The sequence below is a fragment of the Rhodococcus sp. 1168 genome, from assembly GCF_002091955.1.
Classification (GTDB): Bacteria; Actinomycetota; Actinomycetes; order Mycobacteriales; family Mycobacteriaceae; genus Rhodococcoides.
Genome location: NZ_MKKY01000059.1, coordinates 90,192 through 110,551, shown reverse-complemented (window position 1 = coordinate 110,551; position 20,360 = coordinate 90,192). Strand labels below are relative to the sequence as shown.

The 20,360-nt window shown below is 61.2% G+C and carries 19 protein-coding genes and 1 riboswitch; of the genes, 6 read left to right on the top strand and 13 right to left on the bottom strand.

The genetic code is table 11. The features are described from left to right. Positions 1-19: 19 nt before the first annotated feature. Together BJI47_RS11660 and BJI47_RS11655 are read left to right on the top strand one after the other, a co-directional pair. Positions 20-1,750: a substrate-binding domain-containing protein gene (locus tag BJI47_RS11660; protein ID WP_254900543.1), complete on the top strand. Its 1,731-nt coding sequence runs from the start codon at positions 20-22 to the stop codon at positions 1,748-1,750. 3 nt (positions 1,751-1,753) lie between these two features. After that, positions 1,754-2,893, top strand: coding sequence for a metallophosphoesterase (locus tag BJI47_RS11655; protein WP_088943868.1), 1,140 nt, complete (start codon positions 1,754-1,756; stop codon positions 2,891-2,893). 2 nt (positions 2,894-2,895) lie between these two features. On the opposite strand, the gene gcvP is transcribed toward BJI47_RS11655, so the two are convergent. The 13 genes from gcvP to BJI47_RS11595 all read right to left on the bottom strand — a co-directional run bounded on the left by gcvP (position 2,896) and on the right by BJI47_RS11595 (position 14,128). Next, positions 2,896-5,775, bottom strand: coding sequence for an aminomethyl-transferring glycine dehydrogenase (gene gcvP / locus BJI47_RS11650; RefSeq protein ID WP_254900542.1), 2,880 nt, complete (start codon positions 5,773-5,775; stop codon positions 2,896-2,898). A 164-nt stretch (positions 5,776-5,939) separates the two neighbouring features. Next, positions 5,940-6,037, bottom strand: a riboswitch (glycine riboswitch). Positions 6,038-6,048: 11 nt separating this feature from the next. After that, positions 6,049-6,681 carry a MerR family transcriptional regulator gene (locus BJI47_RS11645; protein WP_088943912.1) on the bottom strand — a complete coding sequence of 211 codons (633 nt, stop codon included), beginning with the start codon at positions 6,679-6,681 and terminating at the stop codon, positions 6,049-6,051. Positions 6,682-6,997: 316 nt separating this feature from the next. After that, positions 6,998-7,471, bottom strand: coding sequence for a bifunctional nuclease family protein (locus BJI47_RS11640; RefSeq protein ID WP_084345350.1), 474 nt, complete (start codon positions 7,469-7,471; stop codon positions 6,998-7,000). 128 nt (positions 7,472-7,599) lie between these two features. After that, positions 7,600-8,337 (bottom strand): MerR family transcriptional regulator, encoded by a 738-nt coding sequence (locus BJI47_RS11635; protein ID WP_088943867.1) that lies wholly within the window; start codon positions 8,335-8,337, stop codon positions 7,600-7,602. Next, positions 8,334-8,831: an FHA domain-containing protein gene (locus BJI47_RS11630; protein ID WP_088943866.1), complete on the bottom strand. Its 498-nt coding sequence runs from the start codon at positions 8,829-8,831 to the stop codon at positions 8,334-8,336. The genes BJI47_RS11635 and BJI47_RS11630 overlap by 4 nt, the downstream gene beginning before the upstream one ends. Positions 8,832-9,007: 176 nt before the next feature. Next, positions 9,008-9,412, bottom strand: a complete 405-nt coding sequence (gene gcvH, locus BJI47_RS11625) for a glycine cleavage system protein GcvH (protein ID WP_088943865.1) — start codon at positions 9,410-9,412, stop codon at positions 9,008-9,010. A gap of 71 nt (positions 9,413-9,483) precedes the next feature. Beyond that, the gene (locus BJI47_RS11620) at positions 9,484-10,191 is read right to left on the bottom strand and encodes a DUF881 domain-containing protein (protein WP_254900541.1); all 708 of its coding nucleotides are present in this window, start codon (positions 10,189-10,191) and stop codon (positions 9,484-9,486) included. 5 nt (positions 10,192-10,196) lie between these two features. After that, the gene (locus tag BJI47_RS11615) at positions 10,197-10,556 is read right to left on the bottom strand and encodes a small basic family protein (protein ID WP_084345395.1); all 360 of its coding nucleotides are present in this window, start codon (positions 10,554-10,556) and stop codon (positions 10,197-10,199) included. Positions 10,557-10,615: 59 nt separating this feature from the next. Continuing rightward, the gene (locus BJI47_RS11610; protein WP_254900540.1) at positions 10,616-11,470 is read right to left on the bottom strand and encodes a DUF881 domain-containing protein; all 855 of its coding nucleotides are present in this window, start codon (positions 11,468-11,470) and stop codon (positions 10,616-10,618) included. Continuing rightward, positions 11,470-12,084, bottom strand: a complete 615-nt coding sequence (locus BJI47_RS11605; protein ID WP_088943910.1) for a CDP-alcohol phosphatidyltransferase family protein — start codon at positions 12,082-12,084, stop codon at positions 11,470-11,472. Before BJI47_RS11605 ends, BJI47_RS11610 begins: the two co-directional genes overlap by 1 nt. 70 nt (positions 12,085-12,154) lie before the next feature. Continuing rightward, positions 12,155-12,781, bottom strand: coding sequence for a CoA pyrophosphatase (locus tag BJI47_RS11600; RefSeq protein WP_088943863.1), 627 nt, complete (start codon positions 12,779-12,781; stop codon positions 12,155-12,157). Further along, positions 12,766-12,897, bottom strand: a complete 132-nt coding sequence (locus BJI47_RS24625) for a hypothetical protein (protein ID WP_254900539.1) — start codon at positions 12,895-12,897, stop codon at positions 12,766-12,768. The genes BJI47_RS11600 and BJI47_RS24625 overlap by 16 nt, the downstream gene beginning before the upstream one ends. Positions 12,898-13,198: 301 nt before the next feature. Continuing rightward, a complete protein-coding gene (locus BJI47_RS11595; protein ID WP_088943862.1) occupies positions 13,199-14,128 on the bottom strand; it encodes a CPBP family intramembrane glutamic endopeptidase in 930 nt (309 codons plus the stop codon). Positions 14,129-14,283: 155 nt separating this feature from the next. Here BJI47_RS11595 and BJI47_RS11590 point away from each other — a divergent pair, with 155 nt between their 5' ends. The 4 genes from BJI47_RS11590 to BJI47_RS11575 all read left to right on the top strand — a co-directional run bounded on the left by BJI47_RS11590 (position 14,284) and on the right by BJI47_RS11575 (position 20,267). After that, a complete protein-coding gene (locus BJI47_RS11590; protein WP_088943861.1) occupies positions 14,284-14,700 on the top strand; it encodes a Fur family transcriptional regulator in 417 nt (138 codons plus the stop codon). Positions 14,701-14,766: 66 nt separating this feature from the next. After that, complete coding sequence (katG, locus tag BJI47_RS11585) at positions 14,767-16,968, top strand: catalase/peroxidase HPI (protein ID WP_088943909.1); 2,202 nt, start codon at positions 14,767-14,769, stop codon at positions 16,966-16,968. 124 nt (positions 16,969-17,092) lie between these two features. After that, positions 17,093-18,076 (top strand): iron-containing redox enzyme family protein, encoded by a 984-nt coding sequence (locus BJI47_RS11580; protein WP_088943860.1) that lies wholly within the window; start codon positions 17,093-17,095, stop codon positions 18,074-18,076. Positions 18,077-18,194: 118 nt separating this feature from the next. Then, positions 18,195-20,267 carry an AMP-binding protein gene (locus BJI47_RS11575; protein WP_088943859.1) on the top strand — a complete coding sequence of 691 codons (2,073 nt, stop codon included), beginning with the start codon at positions 18,195-18,197 and terminating at the stop codon, positions 20,265-20,267. Positions 20,268-20,360 lie beyond the last annotated feature (93 nt).

Genomic DNA, 20,360 nt, shown 5'->3' with positions numbered 1-20,360 from the left:
GTCTCGTAACCCTTCGCACGTGGGTGAACATCGCAACTCCGGTGGAATACGGAGTATCAGCAAAGGCCCATTGATCACGGTGGGCGCCATCATCGTGGTGGTGCTCGCCGTGTTCGGGTGGTTCGAATTGCGTGATCGGATAGCCGATCAAGGTGCTGCTGCGGCGGAGACCTGCGTCGAGGGTGCCGAAACGTTGTCGGTCACGGTCGATCCCGATATCGCCTCGCAGGTTACCGACCTCGCGACACGATTCGCCGCCACCGGGCCCGTCGTTCGCGATCACTGCATTTCTGTCGCGGTGGAGGTGGCAGATTCGACTGCTGTCGCCGGTGCTCTGGCAGCGGGCGAGCAAAGCTGGGACGCCTCGGCCCTCGGACCGATCCCTGCGCTGTGGATACCACGTTCGTCCAACTCGGTCACCGCGCTTCCGGCTGGAACCGTCGACGGGACGCCGAAAACGATTGCGAGCACCCCTGTTGTGCTCGCGAGTCCTCCTCAGTTGACTGCGGCACTGGACGCGAAGGGTGTCGGTTGGGCCGATCTCCCTGCACTGCAGAGCAATCCGGAGTCGTTGCTCGGCCTTTCGCTGCCAGGATGGGGTGGGCTCCGAATACAACTCCCCGTCGGACCGGACTCCGATGCGACGACCGCCGTTCTCGCCGCCGTCGGATCGTCGGCAAACCCCTCGTCCGATGTGCAGACGACACCTCTGCAGCTACCGCTGCAGTCGCCGACAAGGTCGACTTTGGCCGCCCTTGCGACGACAGATCGCGGGGTTGCGGCGGTGGTACCCGACTCGACAGATATGGCGTTGTCCAGGTTGGCAGGGGGGCTCTCGCCAAACGCCGACGTTCACTCGGTTCCGGTGACCGAACAACAACTCGGTATGTCCGGTCAGAGTGAACTGACGGGATATGCGCCACCCGGCTCTACGGTGTCGATCGACTATCCGTCGGTCATCATGTCCGGGTCTTGGGTGAACGAGACCCTCAGGCGTGCCGGCGCCCAATTCGTCGAGTTCATTCTCCAAGCAGAGAACTCGAGGATGTTCACCGACGCGGGATACGACTCTCCTGGATCGTCGCCGCTCGGCGCACCAACCGGACCCGACGTCCACACAGCATTGCTCGACGCCGTGACGAATCCTGCAGCAGAGCGTCGATCGACAGTTGTCATAGATGTATCGACATCGATGGACACCGAAGAAGGTGGTCGATCGCGTCTGCAGAACGTTGCATCTGCACTCACTGCGCAGTTCGACGCAGTTATCGATTCGACCGAACTGGGTTTGTGGTCCGACAGCAAGGATCTCGTCAAGGATCGCTCGTATCGGATATTGGTTCCCACCGGCACGGTGGCTGAACAGCTTCCTGCCGGTAGCAGACGGCAAGCGCTCATCGCTGCGGCACAGAGCCTGAAACCTGAGAACGTAGCCTCGACCTACCCGTCGATGACCGCGGCATACCGTGCTGCACTCGAAGGTTTCGTCCCGGGAAGACCGAACAGCATCCTCATCATCACAGACGGCCCGAACGACGATCCGGCGGACTCGTCCGAGAGTGTGTTGACCGATATCACCAGGCTTGTCGATCCGGCCAGACCTGTAGCGGTCGATGTCGTATCGATCGGAACCAATACCGACACTGCTCCCTTGGAGGCGGTGTCCACGGTCACCGGTGGCACGTTCACCACCGTTCCGTCTTCGGACGGATCCGACCTAGCTGCACTTCTCGGAAAGTTCTTGTACTGAAACATGACTCGACTTCTTGCGTTCGGTATCTTCCTCGCATTGGTATGCCTGGTGATTCATCTCCGTTTCGTACGCGGGACTCGACTCCCCCGGCCCTATTCTTTGGTCGCAGGTGCCGTATTCGCAATCATGTGGGCACTGGCACTCGTGGGTATCGGTTCGGGCGGGTTGTTCGATCCGAGTTGGGCTCGCTTGCCGGGATTCCTCGGACTCACTTGGCTTGCTGTGATTCTGTATCTGGTTTTGGGAACCCTGCTCGTCGGGATTGTCACCCTCGGGGTCCGTATCGTGTCGTCGCTGCGCGGGCGCGAATCCGGTGCTATCCGGTTTCGGGTGAACAGACTTGGTTCTGCTCTGATTGCCGTCGCGTCCGTCGCCGCAGTCACGTATGGAGTATTCGAAGCAAGCGAACCGCGGATCACTATTACGACGGTTGCCCTCGAGCGACTTCCGGCGGAATTCGACGGGCTGCGAGTCGCGTTGGTGTCCGACCTTCATGTCGGACCGGCCCGCGGGGAATCCTTCGTTCAGAAGGTCGTCGACGATATCAATGCGCAGGCCCCGGATCTGATCTTGCTGGACGGTGATCTCATCGATGGGACCGTCGATCTCGTCGGCTCCGATCTGGGACCGCTACGCGAGTATTCGGCACCACTGGGCGTCTTCGGAGTCAGTGGTAACCATGAGTTCTACGCCAACGACGGTGGCAAGTGGCTCGACTTGTGGTCGACTCTGGGGATCACCGTTTTGCGAAACGATCGCCAGGAAGTGACGCGAAACGGCGTAAGCATCGACATCGCCGGTATCAACGACGCGACAGCACCCGCGCCTTACGAACCAGATCTGACCGTTGCCCTCGAAGGGCGTCAGTCCGATCGATTCGTCCTTCTCCTGGCCCACCAACCCAAGCAGGCGCACGAGGCTTCCGAAATGGGAGTGGACATGCAAGTGTCCGGACACACCCATGCGGGTCAGATTTGGCCGCTGCGCTATCTGGTGCCGCTACAGCAGCCAAGCGTCGAGGGACTGGACCGAATCGGCGGCACGACCCTGTTCACCACGCGCGGCGCCGGAGCGTGGGGCCCTCCTGTACGAGTTGCAGCACCACCGGAAATCTCGATGCTGCAACTCGTCGGAGCATAGATTCAGGCGAAGGCCTCGATCGGCGGGCATGAGCACACGAGGTTTCGATCTCCGTGTGCCCCATCGATTCTTCGCACTGACGGCCAGACCTTCGCCCTTCCGTTCACTGCGTCGGGGAACACTGCCTCAGCCCTCGAATATGGGTGATTCCATTCACCCACGAGGCTTTTTGCAGTGTGCGGCGCACCGCGAAGTGGGTTGTCTTCCACTGGCCACTCCCCTGCGCCGACTCGATCGACCTCAGCGCGGATCGCGATCATGGCATCGCAGAAGGCGTCGATCTCGTCCAAATTTTCACTCTCGGTCGGCTCGACCATCAAGGTGCCTGCGACGGGGAAGCTCATCGTCGGCGCATGGAACCCATAGTCGGCAAGACGCTTGGCGACATCGTCGACCGTGACGCCCGTCGCTTTGGTCAACCCTCGAAGATCGAGGATGCACTCGTGCGCGACCATCCCGTTGTCGCCGGTGTAGAGAACCGGAAAGTGCTCGTCCAGACGCCGGGCTATGTAGTTTGCCGACGCGATGGCGGTGAGCGTCGCGCGACGCAGTCCCACCGCGCCCATCATGCGGATGTATGCCCACGTGATGGTGAGGATCGACGCGCTGCCGAACGGCGCGCCCGAAACCGCGGGACCGCCCCCGAGGTCGGCTCGTAGGGGGTGCCCGGGAAGGTATGGCTGCAGGTGACTGCGTACTCCGATCGGACCGACACCGGGGCCGCCGCCACCGTGCGGAATGCAGAACGTCTTGTGCAGATTCAGATGGCTTACGTCACCACCGAAACGGCCCGGGCGGGCAAGGCCGACAAGAGCATTCAAGTTTGCCCCGTCCACGTACACCTGACCGCCTGCATCGTGCACGAGTGCGCAGATGTCGTCGATCTCGTGCTCGTAGACACCGTGGGTCGACGGATAGGTGATCATGATCGCCGCCAACGAACCGGAATGCTGATCGATTTTGGCCCGTAGGTCGTCGACATCGACATCGCCATTGCTACGGCATGCCACCACGACGACCTTCATACCCACCATGACGGCAGAGGCAGCATTCGTGCCGTGTGCGCTCGACGGAATCAGGCAGACGTCACGGTGACTGTCCCCCCGCCCGAGGTGATAGTTACGGATAGCGAGCAATCCTGCATATTCCCCCTGGCTTCCCGCGTTGGGCTGCAGACTCACGGCGTCGTAACCGGTGATGTCGACCAACCACTTCTCGACATCGGCTATGACAGAACGTATTCCTACCGTGTCGTCATCGGGAGCGAAGGGGTGCAGCCGTGCGAATTGTGGCCAGGTGATCGACTCCATTTCCGCGGTTGCATTGAGTTTCATCGTGCACGAGCCGAGAGGGATCATGCTTCTGTCGAGCGCAATGTCTTTGTCCGAGAGCATCCGCAGGTAGCGGAGCATCGAGGTCTCGGAGCGGTGGCGAGTGAAAGCCGGGTGGGTCAAGAACTCCGAAGTTCGCACCAGGCTCGCCGGAATGGACTCGATCGACTCGGAAACGGAGTCACCCGCTTCGAAGGCTCGCAGAACGGCGTCGACCTGGGCTGAAGTGGTGGCCTCGTCGCAGGACACTCCGACTCTGTCGGCATCGATGAATCGGAGATTGATACCGGCACCCTTGGCCGCATCAACGATGCCTTGCGCGCGTCCCGGAACGATCGCCGTGACCGTGTCGAAAAAATGGCTCGAAACCAATTCCACGCCAGAACCCGAAAGGCTGCCGGCAAGCCGTCGTGCGTGCGAATTCACTTGGCGCGCAATCGCTCGCAGTCCCTCGCTTCCGTGATAGCTGGCGTACATAGCCGCCACGATCGCCAGCAGAACCTGAGCGGTGCAGATGTTCGAGGTCGCCTTCTCGCGACGGATGTGCTGTTCCCTGGTCTGCAGGGCAAGCCGGTAGGCGAGGTCTCCGTCCGCGTCGACTGACACCCCGACCAGACGGCCTGGAAGCTGCCTCGAATGTTGCGAACGCACTGCCAGATACCCGGCGTGTGGTCCGCCGTAACCCATAGGTACACCGAAGCGCTGAGTGGTGCCGAAACATACGTCCGCGCCCGCTTCACCGGGCGGGGTGAGCAAAGCCAGCGCCAACAGGTCTGCCCCGATCGCAACGAGCGCACCTGCCTCGTGTGCTCGCGTGATCGTGTCCGTGTGGTCGACCAACGCACCCGAGGCACCGGGCGTCTGCGCAAGTACACCGAAGAAGTCACCTTCGGGAAGACCCTTGGCCAGATCGGTGAACACCAATTCGATGCCCAGCGGCTCAGCCCTGGTTCGGAGGATCGCATGAGTCTGCGGGAACACATCGATGTCCACGAGGAAACGCGATGACGTCGACTTACGATTCGCCCGGCGAAGAAGCGTCATGGCCTCGGCGGCCGCAGTGGACTCGTCGAGCATCGACGCGTTGGCCACTTCCATGCCGGTCAGATCGGACACCATCGTCTGAAAGTTGAGCAGCGCCTCCAAGCGACCTTGACTTATCTCCGGCTGGTAAGGCGTGTACGCGGTATACCACGCTGGGTTTTCGAGTATTCCGCGAGTCAACACCGGGGGCGTCAGCGTGTCGTAGTAGCCGAGACCGATCATCGACGTCGCCACTGTGTTCTGTGAGGCGAGGGCCGCCAACTCGGCAAGGGCCTGATGTTCGCCCACCGGCTCCGGCAGAGTTTCGAGACCGTCACTGATACCTGAAGACGACGCGAGATCGAGAATCGACTTCGGCACCGCACGGGCCGCAAGTTCATCCAACGACGCGACGCCGACAACCTGAAGTATTTGTTCGAGTTCGCTACTGTCCGGACCAATGTGTCGGTCGGCGAACACTGCCTTCACCGATTGCGGATCAGCTGTGCTGGAAGAACTTTCGGTCACGGGGCGCTCCAAGGTGTGCGTACGACAGGGTCGGATCCTCCCCCTCTGTCGCGTGCTCACCGAAACGAGCGCCTGAGAGATTCAGCCGATCCGGACTCGAGGAGCTGTCCGGCCGTCTTTTCACCTTGGGCGGATGGGTACTCCCATCACTTTCCAGAGACGTCGAAGCTCACACGGTCCGTGTGCCTGAGAGATTGACGGGGAGGTATTGCTCCTTCGGCGTCCGAGACTGGCTGTCCCGGAACTCTCCCGCGCAAGCGCGACGCTCGAAGTCTATCCTGTCTTGCGGCTGGCCCGAGTCTTGCGGCGGGACGCGAGTTCATCTTCGGGACTCGTCTCGGACTCTCCGCCGTCTGCACGCTCGGCTGGGAAGTCGGCGATCAGACCAGTCAGTTCGCGCATCGCTCCGTTGACGGCGATACCGAACACCCCTTGGCCGCCCTGCAGCAAATCGACTACTTCCTCCGCGGACGTGCACTCGTACACACTGGTGCCGTCGGAGAACAGGGTGATGTTTGCCAAGTCTCCAACGCCGCGCTTGCGAAGGTGATCTACCGCTACTCGTATGTTCTGCAGAGAAATGCCGGTGTCGAGTAAACGCTTGACGATCTTGAGAACCAGCATGTCCTTGAACGAGTACAGCCGTTGACTACCCGAACCCGCTGCACTGCGAATGGACGGAACCACCAGCCCGGTACGCGCCCAATAGTCGAGCTGACGATAGGTGATGCCGGCAATCTGGCATGCGCTCGGGACTCGGTATCCCACGAGTTCGTCCGGAACGGAATCGTCCGGGAACAACCCCGGCTGAAAGTCGGGCACTAGGGGCGTCGTCGTGGCGTCCGATGGGGGCTGCGCCGGCAGATCTGCATTCGAGGTATCCACCGATTCAGCACCGTCCGGCATCGCGCCCGCTGAACTATGGTGGCGTCCCTGCGGCTGATCTTCCACTTACTTGCTCCCTCTTCGGATGTCTCGACGCTGCTGTCCGGACCATGACGATAGCGGTCCGACCGGGTGGCTATCCCGGTGTACTTCTGCGTGAAATCCACTCCGCTATCCGGCAAGACTACGCCCCGGTGCGAACCGACGACACACGATCGTCGACTTCGTACTTCACAACGGGAACGCTATTGGGCCGAGGAGAGACAATCAACGCAACGCGCCGTAAACCTGAACCTAAAGTTGAGGTTGAGACTCTTTCGTTACCGAATCGAGGAAATCAGCCGTCCGTGGCTTTGAAATCGTCCGGCGAAACCGACTCCAGGAACTCCTTGAACTTCTCGACTTCGTCTTCGCGCTCGTTGGGCATCAGGAGTCCCGCTTCGGAGAGGACAGGCTCCTCGGCAAAGATCGGGACGCCCGCCCGCAACGCGATCGCGATGGAGTCCGAAGGACGGGCCGAAACTCGGATGTCCTTGTCGAAGACCAGATCAGCATAGAACGTGCCCTCCTGAAGGTCCACGATGCGAACTTCCTTCAACGTGTGTCCCAAAGCGCCGATCAAGTCCTTGATCAAGTCGTGCGTCAATGGCCTGCCCGGCTGCACGCCCTGCTGTTCGAGCACGATGGCGGCAGCTTCGGTCTGCCCGATCCAAATGGGTAGGTACCGCTCTCCATCGGCTTCGCGCAGCAACAGGACAGGCTGATTTTGAGGCTGCTCGACACGGATACCGACAACACGCATCTCACTCATTGCCTCTGCCTCCCATATGCGTTGAAAATCGGGCCGCAGGCCTGGGTCCGCCCACTGCATCCAAGTCTATTGGAATCGACCGCCAGGCGGAGGCTGGCCTAGGGATGAACACGAAACGCGGCGAACGCTCAGCGGTCGAGCGCACCGCGCACCGCAGCTTTGACCAGACAAGTGTGCAGCGTCAAAGACAGCGCAGCCAGCTCTCTGATCATTTCTTCGGCTCGGTCCCGTGCTCCGGCATCTCGGCCCTTCGCAACTGGTCCGGCGATTTGCGCTACCAAACCGGCTTCTCGATCGGCAGCCAATTTGAAGGCACGCAGATGCCGGACCTCGAGACCGAATTGCAACATCGCTTTCGCAGTCCGCGCGAGAGTTATCGAGCCCTCATCGTAGAAACCGGCCTGGCCCGGCGTCAGTAGGCCGCCTCGAATGAGTTCTGTCACGAATGCCTCGTCGACACCCGCCCGTTCCATGAGGTCGGCCTTACTGACTCTGACCTCACGATCGGCGAGAAACTCTTCAGGTGACACCTCACCAGGAGCGATACTCAGGCCACGCGGTCGACGAGGCGCATCCTCTGCACGCTCGACTCGCGCGACGCCGCTATCGATGGCTTCGAGCTGCTCTTTGATCACCTTCAGCGGAAGGTATTGATCTCGCTGCGCCGTCAACACATATCTCAATCGCTCGCAATCGGCGATCGAGAAACGGCGGTAGCCGGACGCTGTGCGCTCGGGCGAAATCAACCCCTCCGCTTCGAGGAATCGAATCTTCGAAATCGTGACATCAGGAAAGTCGGGCCGAAGTCGATCGAGGACGGAGCCAATCGACATCCCCCCAGGAGACTGCTGCCCGACGGCGGTCACTGGCTGCCCGCACCCGCAGACGATTCGCCGACCTGGGATCCGGCGCCGCCGCGTGGACCGGTCAGGAATACCAGGCGAAACTTGCCGATCTGGACCTCGTCACCGTTGGTGAGCACAGCCGAGTCGACAGGCTCGCGGTTGACATAGGTTCCGTTCAAGCTTCCGACGTCGACCACCTGAAACTCGTCCTCGTCCTGACGGAACTCGGCATGACGCCGGCTCACAGTGACATCGTCCAAAAAGATGTCACTGTCCGGATGACGGCCGGCAGAAGTCGTCGGCTGGTCCAGCAGGAATCGAGACCCTGCATTGGGCCCTCTCTTCACGACGAGAAGAGCAGATCCGACGGGCAGGCCTTCCACGCCCGACACCGGGGCCTCCGAGGTCTGGCTCGTCGCCGAGTTATCCAGCTCCTGCAAGAAATCCGCACGAAAAACCGAAGTTGTTTCCGCTGGCGACTCTCCGTAGATGCCGTCGTTGTCGTTCTCGCTCACCGTTTCTCCTTCTCAGTCCTCTGCACCCTGGCGACTCACACCACGGTCATCGCAAAAATAGTTTGCTTGTTCTGTGTTCCTACGGACCTGCGCCCCGACACGACAACTGCACAACAACGACCGTACCTTGCGGACGGGCATGGGTGTAGACGGTTGCTTCAGCTCGCGTCCGCTGGTTACTCGGTCGTAGTGGCAGCATATCCGCCCGCATCGAGCATCTCTGACACTGCCGCGTCCAAATCCTCTACCGAGGAGACCTCCAGCTCGACCAACCACCCATCGGTGTAAGGTCCCGAATTCACCTTTTCCGGATCTGCCTCCAAATCTTCATTGACGGCAATAACTTTGGCGGTCAGAGGCGCGAACACGTCGGACACACTTTTGGTCGATTCGACCTCGCCCATGGAGGACCCGGCGACGACGTCGTCACCGACAGAAGGCAGCTGTACGAACACGACATCACCCAATTGCGCCTGTGCATAGTCGGTGATACCAACCCGAACGCTGGATGGGCCCACTCGCTGCACCCACTCGTGTTCGGGTGTGTAGAACAAATCGGTAGGCAGCTCGATCTCGCTCAATTCGGCAGTCCTTTCATCTCAGCTCACCGGGCGGTGATGCTGGGTTTTGCTCGATGAGCGTATTGACGTGATCATGAGTCTCGCAAGGCGGACACGGTGACCTGCTTCGATTGGGTAATCCGGCATTGACCTCCATTCCTGGCGACCGTATCGACCACCCCGCCAGGAATATCCAACGCTGCGGCCAGCGTCGCCGGATCGCCGACTGCGGTGTAGACGAACGGTGCGCTTACCTTCTGTCCGTCCACAACGACCGCCCCTGCACTCCCCGCGATCCACGAGTCCAATCCGATACGAACCCCATCGTTGTCACTGCCTGCGATCTGCACCGTTTCCGCGCCCGCCGCTCGCAGCTCTTGCAACGCGTCCACGAGAACCTCCGAACCGACGCCGGTCCGCGGGTCTTCTATCGTCATCACGATGCCGGGACCCGTTGCAGGCACGGTCCCTACGAGTACCGACAAGGCGTCGAGACGCTCGCGCGCTTCTGTGAGCGCGGCACCAGAGCCGCCATCCTCCTGCTGCAGTGTCACCAGGGTGTCCTGTAGCGACGTGATGTCTTCACGGAGCGCTGCTTCTCGACGACCCAAATTGTCCAGAAGGACGAGAAGATCTCCAGGACGCGCGCTGTCGAGTGAGTTCTCGCTGTCGTTCACGCGAACCTGCGCCGCCAAACCGATCCCGAGGGCGATCATCAACACGATCGTCAACGAACCGAACACGATCGCCCTGCGTCGGCGCCGATCGGCGTGGAACTCGTGCTTTCCCTCTCTTGCCACTGCGGTCAGGCCCCGAACAGTCGACGACGCAAGGCTGCGGCATTACCGAAGATCCGGATGCCTAGAACCACGACGATGGCCGTCGACAGCTGTGTACCCACTCCGAGCTGATCTCCCAGCCACACGATGAGTGCTGCGACGAGCACGTTGAAGACGAACGAGACGACGAAGACCTTCGAATCGAAGATTTCGTCCAGATAAGCTCTGAGTCCGCCGAACACCGCATCGAGCGCAGCGACTACGGCGATCGGTAGATAGGGAGCGACTGCTCCGGGAATCTGCGGGCCGGACACGGTTCCGATCAGCACCCCGATCCCGAGAGCCAGGAATGCCAGCAGAACCAGCCCGCCGCCTCGCCTGTTCATAGCATGTGTGGCACGGTCGTCGGACATAGAATTCGCTGCCCCTTCGTTACGTTCCTGTGTCACCTTCCGCCTTCCTGCTGTGCACGCGGTGCAGTCCTGATTGCGGCTGCGGGCAGTTCGAGTGAATCCTCGGACCGCACTTCGAACCCGACATCGTAGAGCTGAGTGAGCGCTGACATTCTCAGGTGGGCATCACTTACCGCGAATCGAACCTGAAGCTGCTCAGGCGACCCGATTGCGTCGACCTCGTACGGGGAGAAGACCGGATGGTTGTCTACCAGCATGGCGCCACCCGCCTGTCTGATCGTTACGTTCGGGCCGATTCGAATACCGTTGACGGCAATCGCCTCGGCACCACTCGCCCACAGTGAATTCACGACCACTTGAAGATCTCGATCCAGCACAGTGGCCGCAGACCTTCCACGTTTCTTCTGTGAAACGTCGGACAGGTTTTCCGATGCGGGCGGCTCGGTGACCACAACGGCAATGCCTGCCCCGGACGAGGTTTCAGCACCTGCCGCAGACTCGATTCGCCTCAGCGAACTCAGAATCGATGCGCCGTCGTTGTCGCTCTGTAGGACGCTCGACCGGGCCGACTCGACCTCGCCGGCGAGAGTCGCCCGAGTTCGTTCCATAGTGTCGGACCGGCTTTCTGCCTCGCGTACGGTCTCCACCAAGTCGTGCACCTGACCGGACGCGTCCGACCTGAGGACGTCGACCCGGGACAGCGCCACACCGAAGACACTGCCTATGAGTACTACGCCGACGACGGCAAGAACCACGTCTGTAGGGGTCCGGCGTGGGGTTCTCGACGCCTTGGTCGCCGAAGCCGCTGCATACCCTGGGTCGAGGTGCTCGCTCATCAATGACTTCAGCAGTGAAGGCGTCGGGTTGCGTATCGGTGGTTTACGCATCACGAAACACGCTGATTCTGGCTCCTCGGGATCGTCTTCGCCACGATCGATGCTTTGTAGGTGTAAAGCACTCCGGTCCAGGCATAAAGTGCCGTCCCCCAAATGATCAGCGAGAATCCGATCGGCGTGAGCACGTCCGCCACCACCGATTCTCCGGTGGCGCCGAGAAGTACTGGTAGTGCGACCATGATCACGAAGGTTGCTGCTTTCCCCAGATAGATCACCTCTGGGGGCGGTAGTCCGCGCCTGCGGTAGATCAGCAAAGTACCTGCGAGGACGAGGTCGCGTCCGATCAGAATCGCCGCCACCCACCACGGGATGATCCCACGGGCAACGAATGCAGCGAGCGCGCTCACGACCGACAGTCGATCCACCAACGGGTCGAGAAGCGCACCCAATCGCGATGACTGATCGAGCGCCCGTGCAAGCTTTCCGTCGAGCCAATCGGTTGCTCCGCTGAGCAACAAAACTGTCAGCGCCCATCCGTCTGCCTCAGGAACGAGGAGCAGATAGAGGAACAGTGGAATCGCCAGCAACCGAAGCGTGCTGAGCACGTTGGGCACGGTGAGAATTCTGCTGCTGAGATCGGCATCGGAACCCGGATCGCTCACCACCCACACCTCGATCCTTTGTCGTCGACGCCCTGATTGAGGCCGGACTGGTACCCACACGCGGGGTGAAAAGTCACCGCCACGCGAACACCGGTTGCTCGAAGTCTGCCACGCGAGTGTGACGCCGATGGAAAACGACTTCGCGGAACTGGTGAACGACTGCACCGGTCGGGGCGTGTACCAGCGAATCTCGGAACGGCCACTGGATCACGGGCCGGTCCGATTCTGGGATCGCCACGAACCTCGGGTCTGTATCGATCTCCGAAGCGTCGACCTCGTACACCATCTCTACCTCGACCACGTTCGGCACGACCTGCTTCAACGTATCGCCCACCCACACGACGAAAGGCGTGATCACATACCCCGATCGAGTGCTGTAATCGTCGAGCCGGCCAAGGATGTCCTGCGGAGAAACATGCAGGTTCAGCTCCTCGCCTAGTTCACGCAGGCAAGCGTCCTCCGCCGACTCCCCCGGGTCGATGCCACCTCCTGGCAAGGCGAACTGCCCCGGATGAGCTCGCAGACGCGAGGGACGCATGGTGAGAAGCATCCGTCGTCGGTTCGGTTCACCACCGATAGCTATCGCCACAGCGGCTGTTCGCATGTCGCCGACCGCCATCCGCTGAGAATCGAATTCCGACAATGCGGACACGATCGACGAACGTTCCAGCCGTTCGGCCGCGATCACGACAGAATCCATGTCGGGACGGATTTCACTACGCGAACGTTGCACAGAACTTCGCCGCTGGATCGACCACCGGAAACGCCACAATGGATGCCGAACGCCGCGACGACCTGCTGGTCGAACTCGGGCATCGACAACTCCTCGGTCGGTGTGCGGAACGGTTGCTACATCCTACTCATCGCGCGACGCCGAGCTCTCGCACGAATACCGGGTCCACATAACGACGCGATCGACCCCCCAACCAGTCCCAGACCTGCGCCCACAACGATTCCGACCGCTATACCGGGCGCGCCGCCGACGGCGACGCCGATAGTGATACCTACCCCGGCGCCCATACATATACCGATGCCAGGCAACGACTCACCGAGGCGTCGGGCTGATCGCCTTGTGCTCATTGCCATATCCCACAATCTCTTTCGATCGCTCGACCGGTCACACTCTGTCTGCATCTTCGGTGGGAAGCTGCACTGTCGGCGGAACGTCGTGCACGGCGACCGCGTCCGAGCCGGTGTGTCCGTCGACGGACGGGGTCTCCGATTCGCCCGGCAGCACCGCGTCGAGCGCACGAGGTACGAGCCAATACAGCAACGCACCGAAAAGGACCAGTATGTTGCACCATTGCAAAATGGTCGCTGCGTTGTCGTCGGAGATGACACGGTCGAGCGCTTGCATGTTCATCACCAGACCGTGGAGAAGTATGAGGACCCACAGTCTTCGGAACCGGAAGTAGACCCACACCGCGGCTGCGCCCCATAGGAACGCCCACACGAACCCCCCGAAGCCGGGGTAAACGTAGAGCAGGCCCCGCATGGTGGCGGCGAGAACCATAATCCATCCGATCGGCAAACGACCCGCAAGAAGGAGAACGGGCAGCGCCGCTAGGAGTGGCTCTTCACGCAACCCGGTGGCCAACGCCGAAGCAACCGCCAACCATGGGGACGCCACCACCGCCGGCACCGAGAAGTCGAACCGCACGAGACCTAGCTGGCCGAGAACCAACACGACCGCTGATGCACCTGCGATGGCCGCGCACCATGCGATGGACGCATCGAGAGCGGTTCCGCGGCGCTCGGGCAACACTGCGGCGAGAGTACGTCGTCGTAGGAGGAGTGTCAGCCCGATGGCTATGAACCCCAACGACATTTGGACCGCCAGCACAACAAGGTCGGCACGTTGATCCGACACGCTCAGCACTGGGGCCGGCGCGTTGGGCTCCCGCATTCTCCACAGCGCACCGAGAATGCTGACCGAGTACAGCAAAAGCCAACTGGTCACCATGCCGAGAACGAACAGGACGCTGACGATCGACGACGGGCGCATCGATTGGTTCGGGCGCGACCACACGCTACTGTTGCCCACCATCTCCGACCACCCGACCTCGAACGCTCAACCGAACGCGATCTGTCTACCACGAGTTCGAGATCGACGGAGGCTTCGAACCATCGGGCGAATACTTGACTTGTTCAAGAAATGAGAGTCGTATCACAGGGGTGACCTCGAGGGCCCACTACCGGGAGATGTTGCGCGATGCAGCACTTCGTGTCACGCGCCCTCGCATCGAAGTACTCGACGCGGTGCACACGTACCCGCACTCGGACACCGAGTCCATCCATGCCGTAGTTCGCGCTGTACTGCCGGTCGTCTCGAGACAGGCCGTCTACGACGTGCTCAGCGCATTGACGGCCGCACAGCTCGTTCGACGCATCCAACCCGCCGGTTCCGTCGCGCGGTACGAGTCCAGAGTCGGCGACAACCACCACCACCTCGTGTGCACCTCGTGCGGGGCCATTTCCGACGTCGATTGCACGGTCGGATCGGCTCCGTGTCTCACCGCGTCCGACACTCGGGGATTCGCGGTATCCGAAGCCGAGGTCGTGTTCTGGGGCATCTGCCCCGATTGCAAGTCCCCACAGAGTTCACGATCACATTCATGATCGGTTCGATCCGTCAGCCCCGGAAGGAATCTCGTGTCCGAAGACCACACCACTCGCGAAAAAGAAATGAATCAGGACCAGCCCCAAGAGGGAGGCGCCTGCCCAGCTCTACACGATCGGCAGCTACACCCGAGTGAGGGTGGGAGCAACCGTGATTGGTGGCCACAGAGCCTCAATCTGCGGATTCTCAAGAAGAACCCAGCTGTGGGTAACCCGATGGGCGGGAACTTCGACTACGCCGCAGAGTTCGCCAAGCTCGATCTTGCCGAGGTCAAGGCTGACCTTGCGGCATTGATGACCGACTCACAGCCGTGGTGGCCTGCGGACTTCGGTCACTACGGACCATTTTTCGTACGTATGGCCTGGCATGCGGCGGGCACCTACCGGATCCAGGATGGACGCGGCGGTGCAGGCGCGGGAATGCAGAGATTCGCTCCGCTGAACAGCTGGCCGGACAACGCAAGTCTCGACAAGGCTCGCAGACTGATCTGGCCTGTCAAGAAAAAGTACGGCAACAAGCTCTCATGGGCCGATCTCATCGTCCTCACCGGCAACGTAGCGATCGAGTCGATGGGGTTGCCGACCTACGGCTTCGCCGGCGGCCGCGTCGACGTTTGGGAGCCCGACGAGGATGTCTACTGGGGTCCGGAACAGACATGGCTCGGCGACGAGCGCTACACGGGCGAGCGGGAACTGGAGAATCCTCTGGCCGCTGTCCAAATGGGTCTGATCTATGTCAACCCCGAGGGCCCGAACGGCGAACCCGATCCCGCGGGTTCCGCCGTCGACATCCGCGACACGTTCGGCAAGATGGCGATGAACGATATCGAAACCGCCGCGTTGGCAGTCGGCGGCCATACTTTCGGCAAGGTTCATGGTGCAGCCGATCCCGAGCCACACGTAGGCCCAGAGCCAGAGGCCGCACCGCTCGAGCAGATGGGTCTCGGCTGGAAGAACAGCTACGGCACGGGCGTCGGCGCAGATGCCATCACCAGTGGCATCGAAGGTACCTGGACGCCGACTCCGACGACCTGGGACAACACTTTCCTCGAGACGCTGTACGGCTACGAGTGGGAGGTCCACAAGGGTCCGGGTGGTGCATGGCAGTGGCGTCCGAAGGACGGCGCTGCTTTCGATCTCGTTCCCGACCCTGCCGACCCGGCCAAGCGGCACGCTCCGATGATGCTGACCAGCGACATCGCGATGCGTGTGGACCCGATCTACGAGCAGATCACTCGACGTTGGCTCGATCACCCGGAGGAACTGGCAGAGGAGTTCTCGAAGGTCTGGTTCAAGCTGACCCACCGTGACCTAGGGCCCGTCTCCCGCTACCTCGGACCAGAAGTCCCTAGCGAGACCCTCCTGTGGCAGGACCCGATCCCGGCGCGTGATCATGAACCGGTCGGCGAAGCCGACATCGCAAAGCTGAAGACCGTCATCCTCGGTTCGGAACTGACCGGACCACAGTTGATTTCCACAGCATGGGCTGCAGCGTCGTCGTTTCGGGGCAGTGACAAGCGTGGAGGAGCCAACGGGGGTCGTCTTCGCCTGCAGCCACAGGCCGGATGGGAGGTCAACGAACCGGATGAACTGGCAATCGCCATTCGTGTTCTGGAAGGCATCAAGGAAGACTTCGATGCCGCGGGAACAGCGAGAATCTCCTTCGCCGACCTCGTCGTCCTCGGCGGGTGTGCCGCCGTCGAACGTGCCGCGCAGAGCGCCGGCCACGATGTCACGGTGCCGTTCACTCCGGGGCGTACAGATGCTGCCCAGGACCAGACGGACGTCGAGTCGTTCGCCGCTCTCGAACCCAGGTCGGACGGATTCCGCAACTACATGGGTAAAGGCCAGCGTCTTCCGGCCGAGTATTCCTTGGTCGACAGGGCGAACCTGTTAACTCTCAGTGCGCCCGAGATGACCGTGCTGGTCGGCGGTCTTCGAGCGCTGGGAGCAAACCACAAGCAGTCCGAACACGGAGTCATGACTACGCGTCCGGGCACTTTGACCAACGACTTCTTCGTCAATCTCCTCGACATGGGCACAGAGTGGGTTCCGACGTCGGAGGACGGCATCTACGAAGGCAAGGACGCTGCGACGGGAGAAGTGAAGTGGTCCGGTACCCGTAACGACCTCGTCTTCGGCTCGAACTCCGAATTGCGCGCCCTGGCCGAGGTCTACGCGTCGGACGATGCCCGAGAGAAGTTCGTGCACGACTTCGTCGCTGCGTGGGACAAAGTAATGCAGCTGGATCGCTTCGATCTGGTCTGAGCAGAATGATCGTCCGTCCGACGCAGCAGGTCAACCGTTGTGGCGGGCGGCCTGTGCCCTCGCCAATCTCCTCTCTGACGCCCGAGAGGAGATTGGCTTCGGCCGGAAGGGGTAGACAGGACCGATGACAAGTACTGCACTCGTGTCGTCGCCTCCCCTACCTGCACCCTGTGGCCCCTTGTCGGCCGGTGTCATGGACTTCATCACCGGTAAGTCGACAACTGCGCCCCCTACTGCCGGTGGAGTGGATCCGATGTCTCGGGACCTCCATGTGGCGTTGGCCATCTGCTACGAGTTGCACTACCGAGGCTTCGCCGGAGTCGACGACCGCTGGGAATGGGATCCGGATGTGCTGCGATTCCGCGCAGGCTTGGAAGGGTCGTTCATGTCGTATCTTCGCGACAGCGTCGAGCCAGGCGACGACGCGACTGCCGAAATGGAGCACTTGTCCGTAGCGCATTCTTCGGGTACCGGGCCTTCCTGGTATCTGCGCGACGAAGGTTCGTGGGAACACATGCGCGAGTACTTCGTTCACCGGTCGATCTACCATCTCAAGGAAGCCGACCCGCACGCATGGGCGATCCCTCGGCTGCACGGACAGGCAAAAGCGTCGTACGTTGCGGTCGAGTTCGACGAGTACGGCGGCGGGCGCGGTGAGCGAGTACATCAGAAGTTGTGGGCAGACCTCATGGATGCCGCGGACCTTGATTCGACTTACCTCGGATATACCGATCGAGTGCCTGCCGAGACGCTCGCCTGGGTCAATTTGATGTCACTCTTCGGTCTGCACCGGGGACTGCGCGGCGCGACGGTCGGGCACTTCGCTGCCACTGAGATCACGTCCTCGCCCGGGTCACAGCGGTTGGTCACCGGCCTCGAGCGGCTGGCTGCACCGCAGGCCTGCATCGCGTTCTACGCCGAGCACGTCGAAGCAGACGCCGTGCACGAGCAACTATTGCGTCACGACGTCGTCGGCGGCCTCATTCGTACCGAACCCCATCTCGAGTCCGACATCGTCTTCGGGATGCGCGCACTCGATTTCGTCGACGCTGCGCTGGGTGACCGAGTACTGACGGCGTGGCACTCGGGCGCGTCCAGCCTGATCTGAAAAACCTTTCCCGAACGCTGCTCAGGCGTGCACGTTGCCGTCTACCATCCGATATTGGGTTTGGATCAAGCAATCCCCGCACTGGTGGGGCGCACGTCTGACTGGGGGCGGAACAGCTATGTTGTCCGACGTGATCGATGTGACCATCGACTTCGAACATTCGAAAGATCAAGTCTGGGAAATCGTGACTGCGCCGGAATGGTATTGCCGGTTCTTCATGGGGCTCGAGTCCTGCCTGCCGGTCTCGGAGTCGATTCCGGGAGCGTTCACGGCCAGGGCCGACGGTATCGATCACGCTCTGAGGCTCGATCTCGATTATGTGAGAACGACGATGTCGATCACTCATCTCGATTCCGGTGGATTCGTCAACGTCCACCTCACCGAGGTTTCCCCCGGGCGATGCACAGTCGACGTGACCGTGTTCAAAGCATCTCTGAACGGTGCGTACTCCCCTGTTCCCGACCGCAACGGCGTTGTATGCGACTGGTTGCGAACAGGGTTCGCGCACCTTGCCGACTACCTGGCGGGGAAGCCGACCTCTATTCTTTCCGGTTCGGGCAACCCCAGGACCATGCAACTCGATATCGCCAAGACAATGTACAAAACCGGTGTCATCCGCACTGCACGCCCAGATCTCGCATTTCGACAACTGAGTTCGTTGTCCAGATGGGGTTTCACACTGGGCGGCGGGTTCGGTGCCTCCGCGGCGACATCACCGGACGCCATCGCACTTATCGACGACCGAGGGACTCGGACGTTCGCAGAAGTACATCAGCGCTCACACCGCATAGCTGCGGGTCTGTACACGATGGGTCTGCGCTCCGGAGATACCGTCGGGGTGCTGGCGCGCAATCACATCGCGATGACCGAATGCACCGTCGCCTGCGGATTGCTCGGGGTAGACGTGGTGCTGTTGAACACCGGCCTGGCAGCACGCCAGATCGAAAGTATCGCCGACCACCATCAGCTGAAAGCATTGTTCGCCGACGACGAGTTCGACTCGATCGTCTCGCATGTGGCCCAGGAAGTGCCAAGAATCAGCCTCTCCTCGCGCTCGACCGTGCCTGGCAGGCGTCTGCTCGAGCAGCTGGTGGCACCCCCGTCCGCGACATTCGTTCGGCCCGAACACCCAGGAACGCTGGTGGTTCTCACCTCCGGAACGAGTGGAACACCCAAAGGCGCATTCCGCCCCACAGCCAAGGGGTTCGGAACGATCGCGGCGATGTTGTCGAAGATGCCGCTGCGGGTGAACGAGAGAATGATGATCGCCGCCCCGCTGTTCCACAGCTGGGGTCTCGCGGCACTTCAGCTCAGTACACCGCTGCGATCGACGGTTGTGTTGCAGGACAGATTCGAACCTGAATCCTGCTTGCGAGCGATTGCAGAGAATCGTTGCACCTCGGTCATAGCGGTGCCGATCATGCTCCAACGCATCCTCGAGTTGCCCGCAGACGTCCGTGCGCGGTACGACACCTCGAGTCTGCGGGTAGTCGCATGCAGCGGATCGGTTCTGGCAGGATCCATGGTCACTCGTTTCATGGACACCTTCGGTGACGTTCTGTACAACTTTTACGGTTCTACAGAGGTGTCGTGGGCGACGGTCGCTGGGCCTGCCGATCTCAGAGCTGCGCCTACGACGGCCGGAAAACCCCCGCTCGGAACTCTTCTGGCCATTCTCGACGGCGGAGGGGATCCGGTTCCACGCGGCTCCGTCGGCAGAATTTTCGTGGGTAACGACATGCTGTTCAACGGATACACCAACGGCGCTACGCCTGCTGTCACAGCGGGCCTGGGGGCGGACATGATGGACACCGGCGATCTGGGCTACCTGGATTGCAATGACCGATTGTTCGTTTGCGGGCGGGACGACGAGATGATCATCTCAGGTGGAGAGAACGTCTTTCCTGGTCCTGTCGAGGATGCGATTGCTCATCTTCCTCAGGTCGGCGAGGTCGCAGTGGTAGGTGTATCGGACAAGGAATACGGTCAGAGACTGGCCGCATTCGTCGTGATGCGCGGCACCGCAGGACTGGACGACGACATGGTTCGTCTCTACATCAGAAATCGGCTGAGCCGATTTTCGGTGCCTCGCGACGTCACGTTTCTCGACGAGCTTCCGCGGACAGCTACCGGCAAGGTGATCAAGCGTCTACTGATTCAGTCCTCGCCGCAAACCCCGCTCGCGACATAGCCTGCCATCACGGCGATAGAAAAAGTCCACCGCGCCGGGGCATCAAGATCGTCGGGCTGACTGTCCCGCGATATGCTGTCGGCTACATCCGGC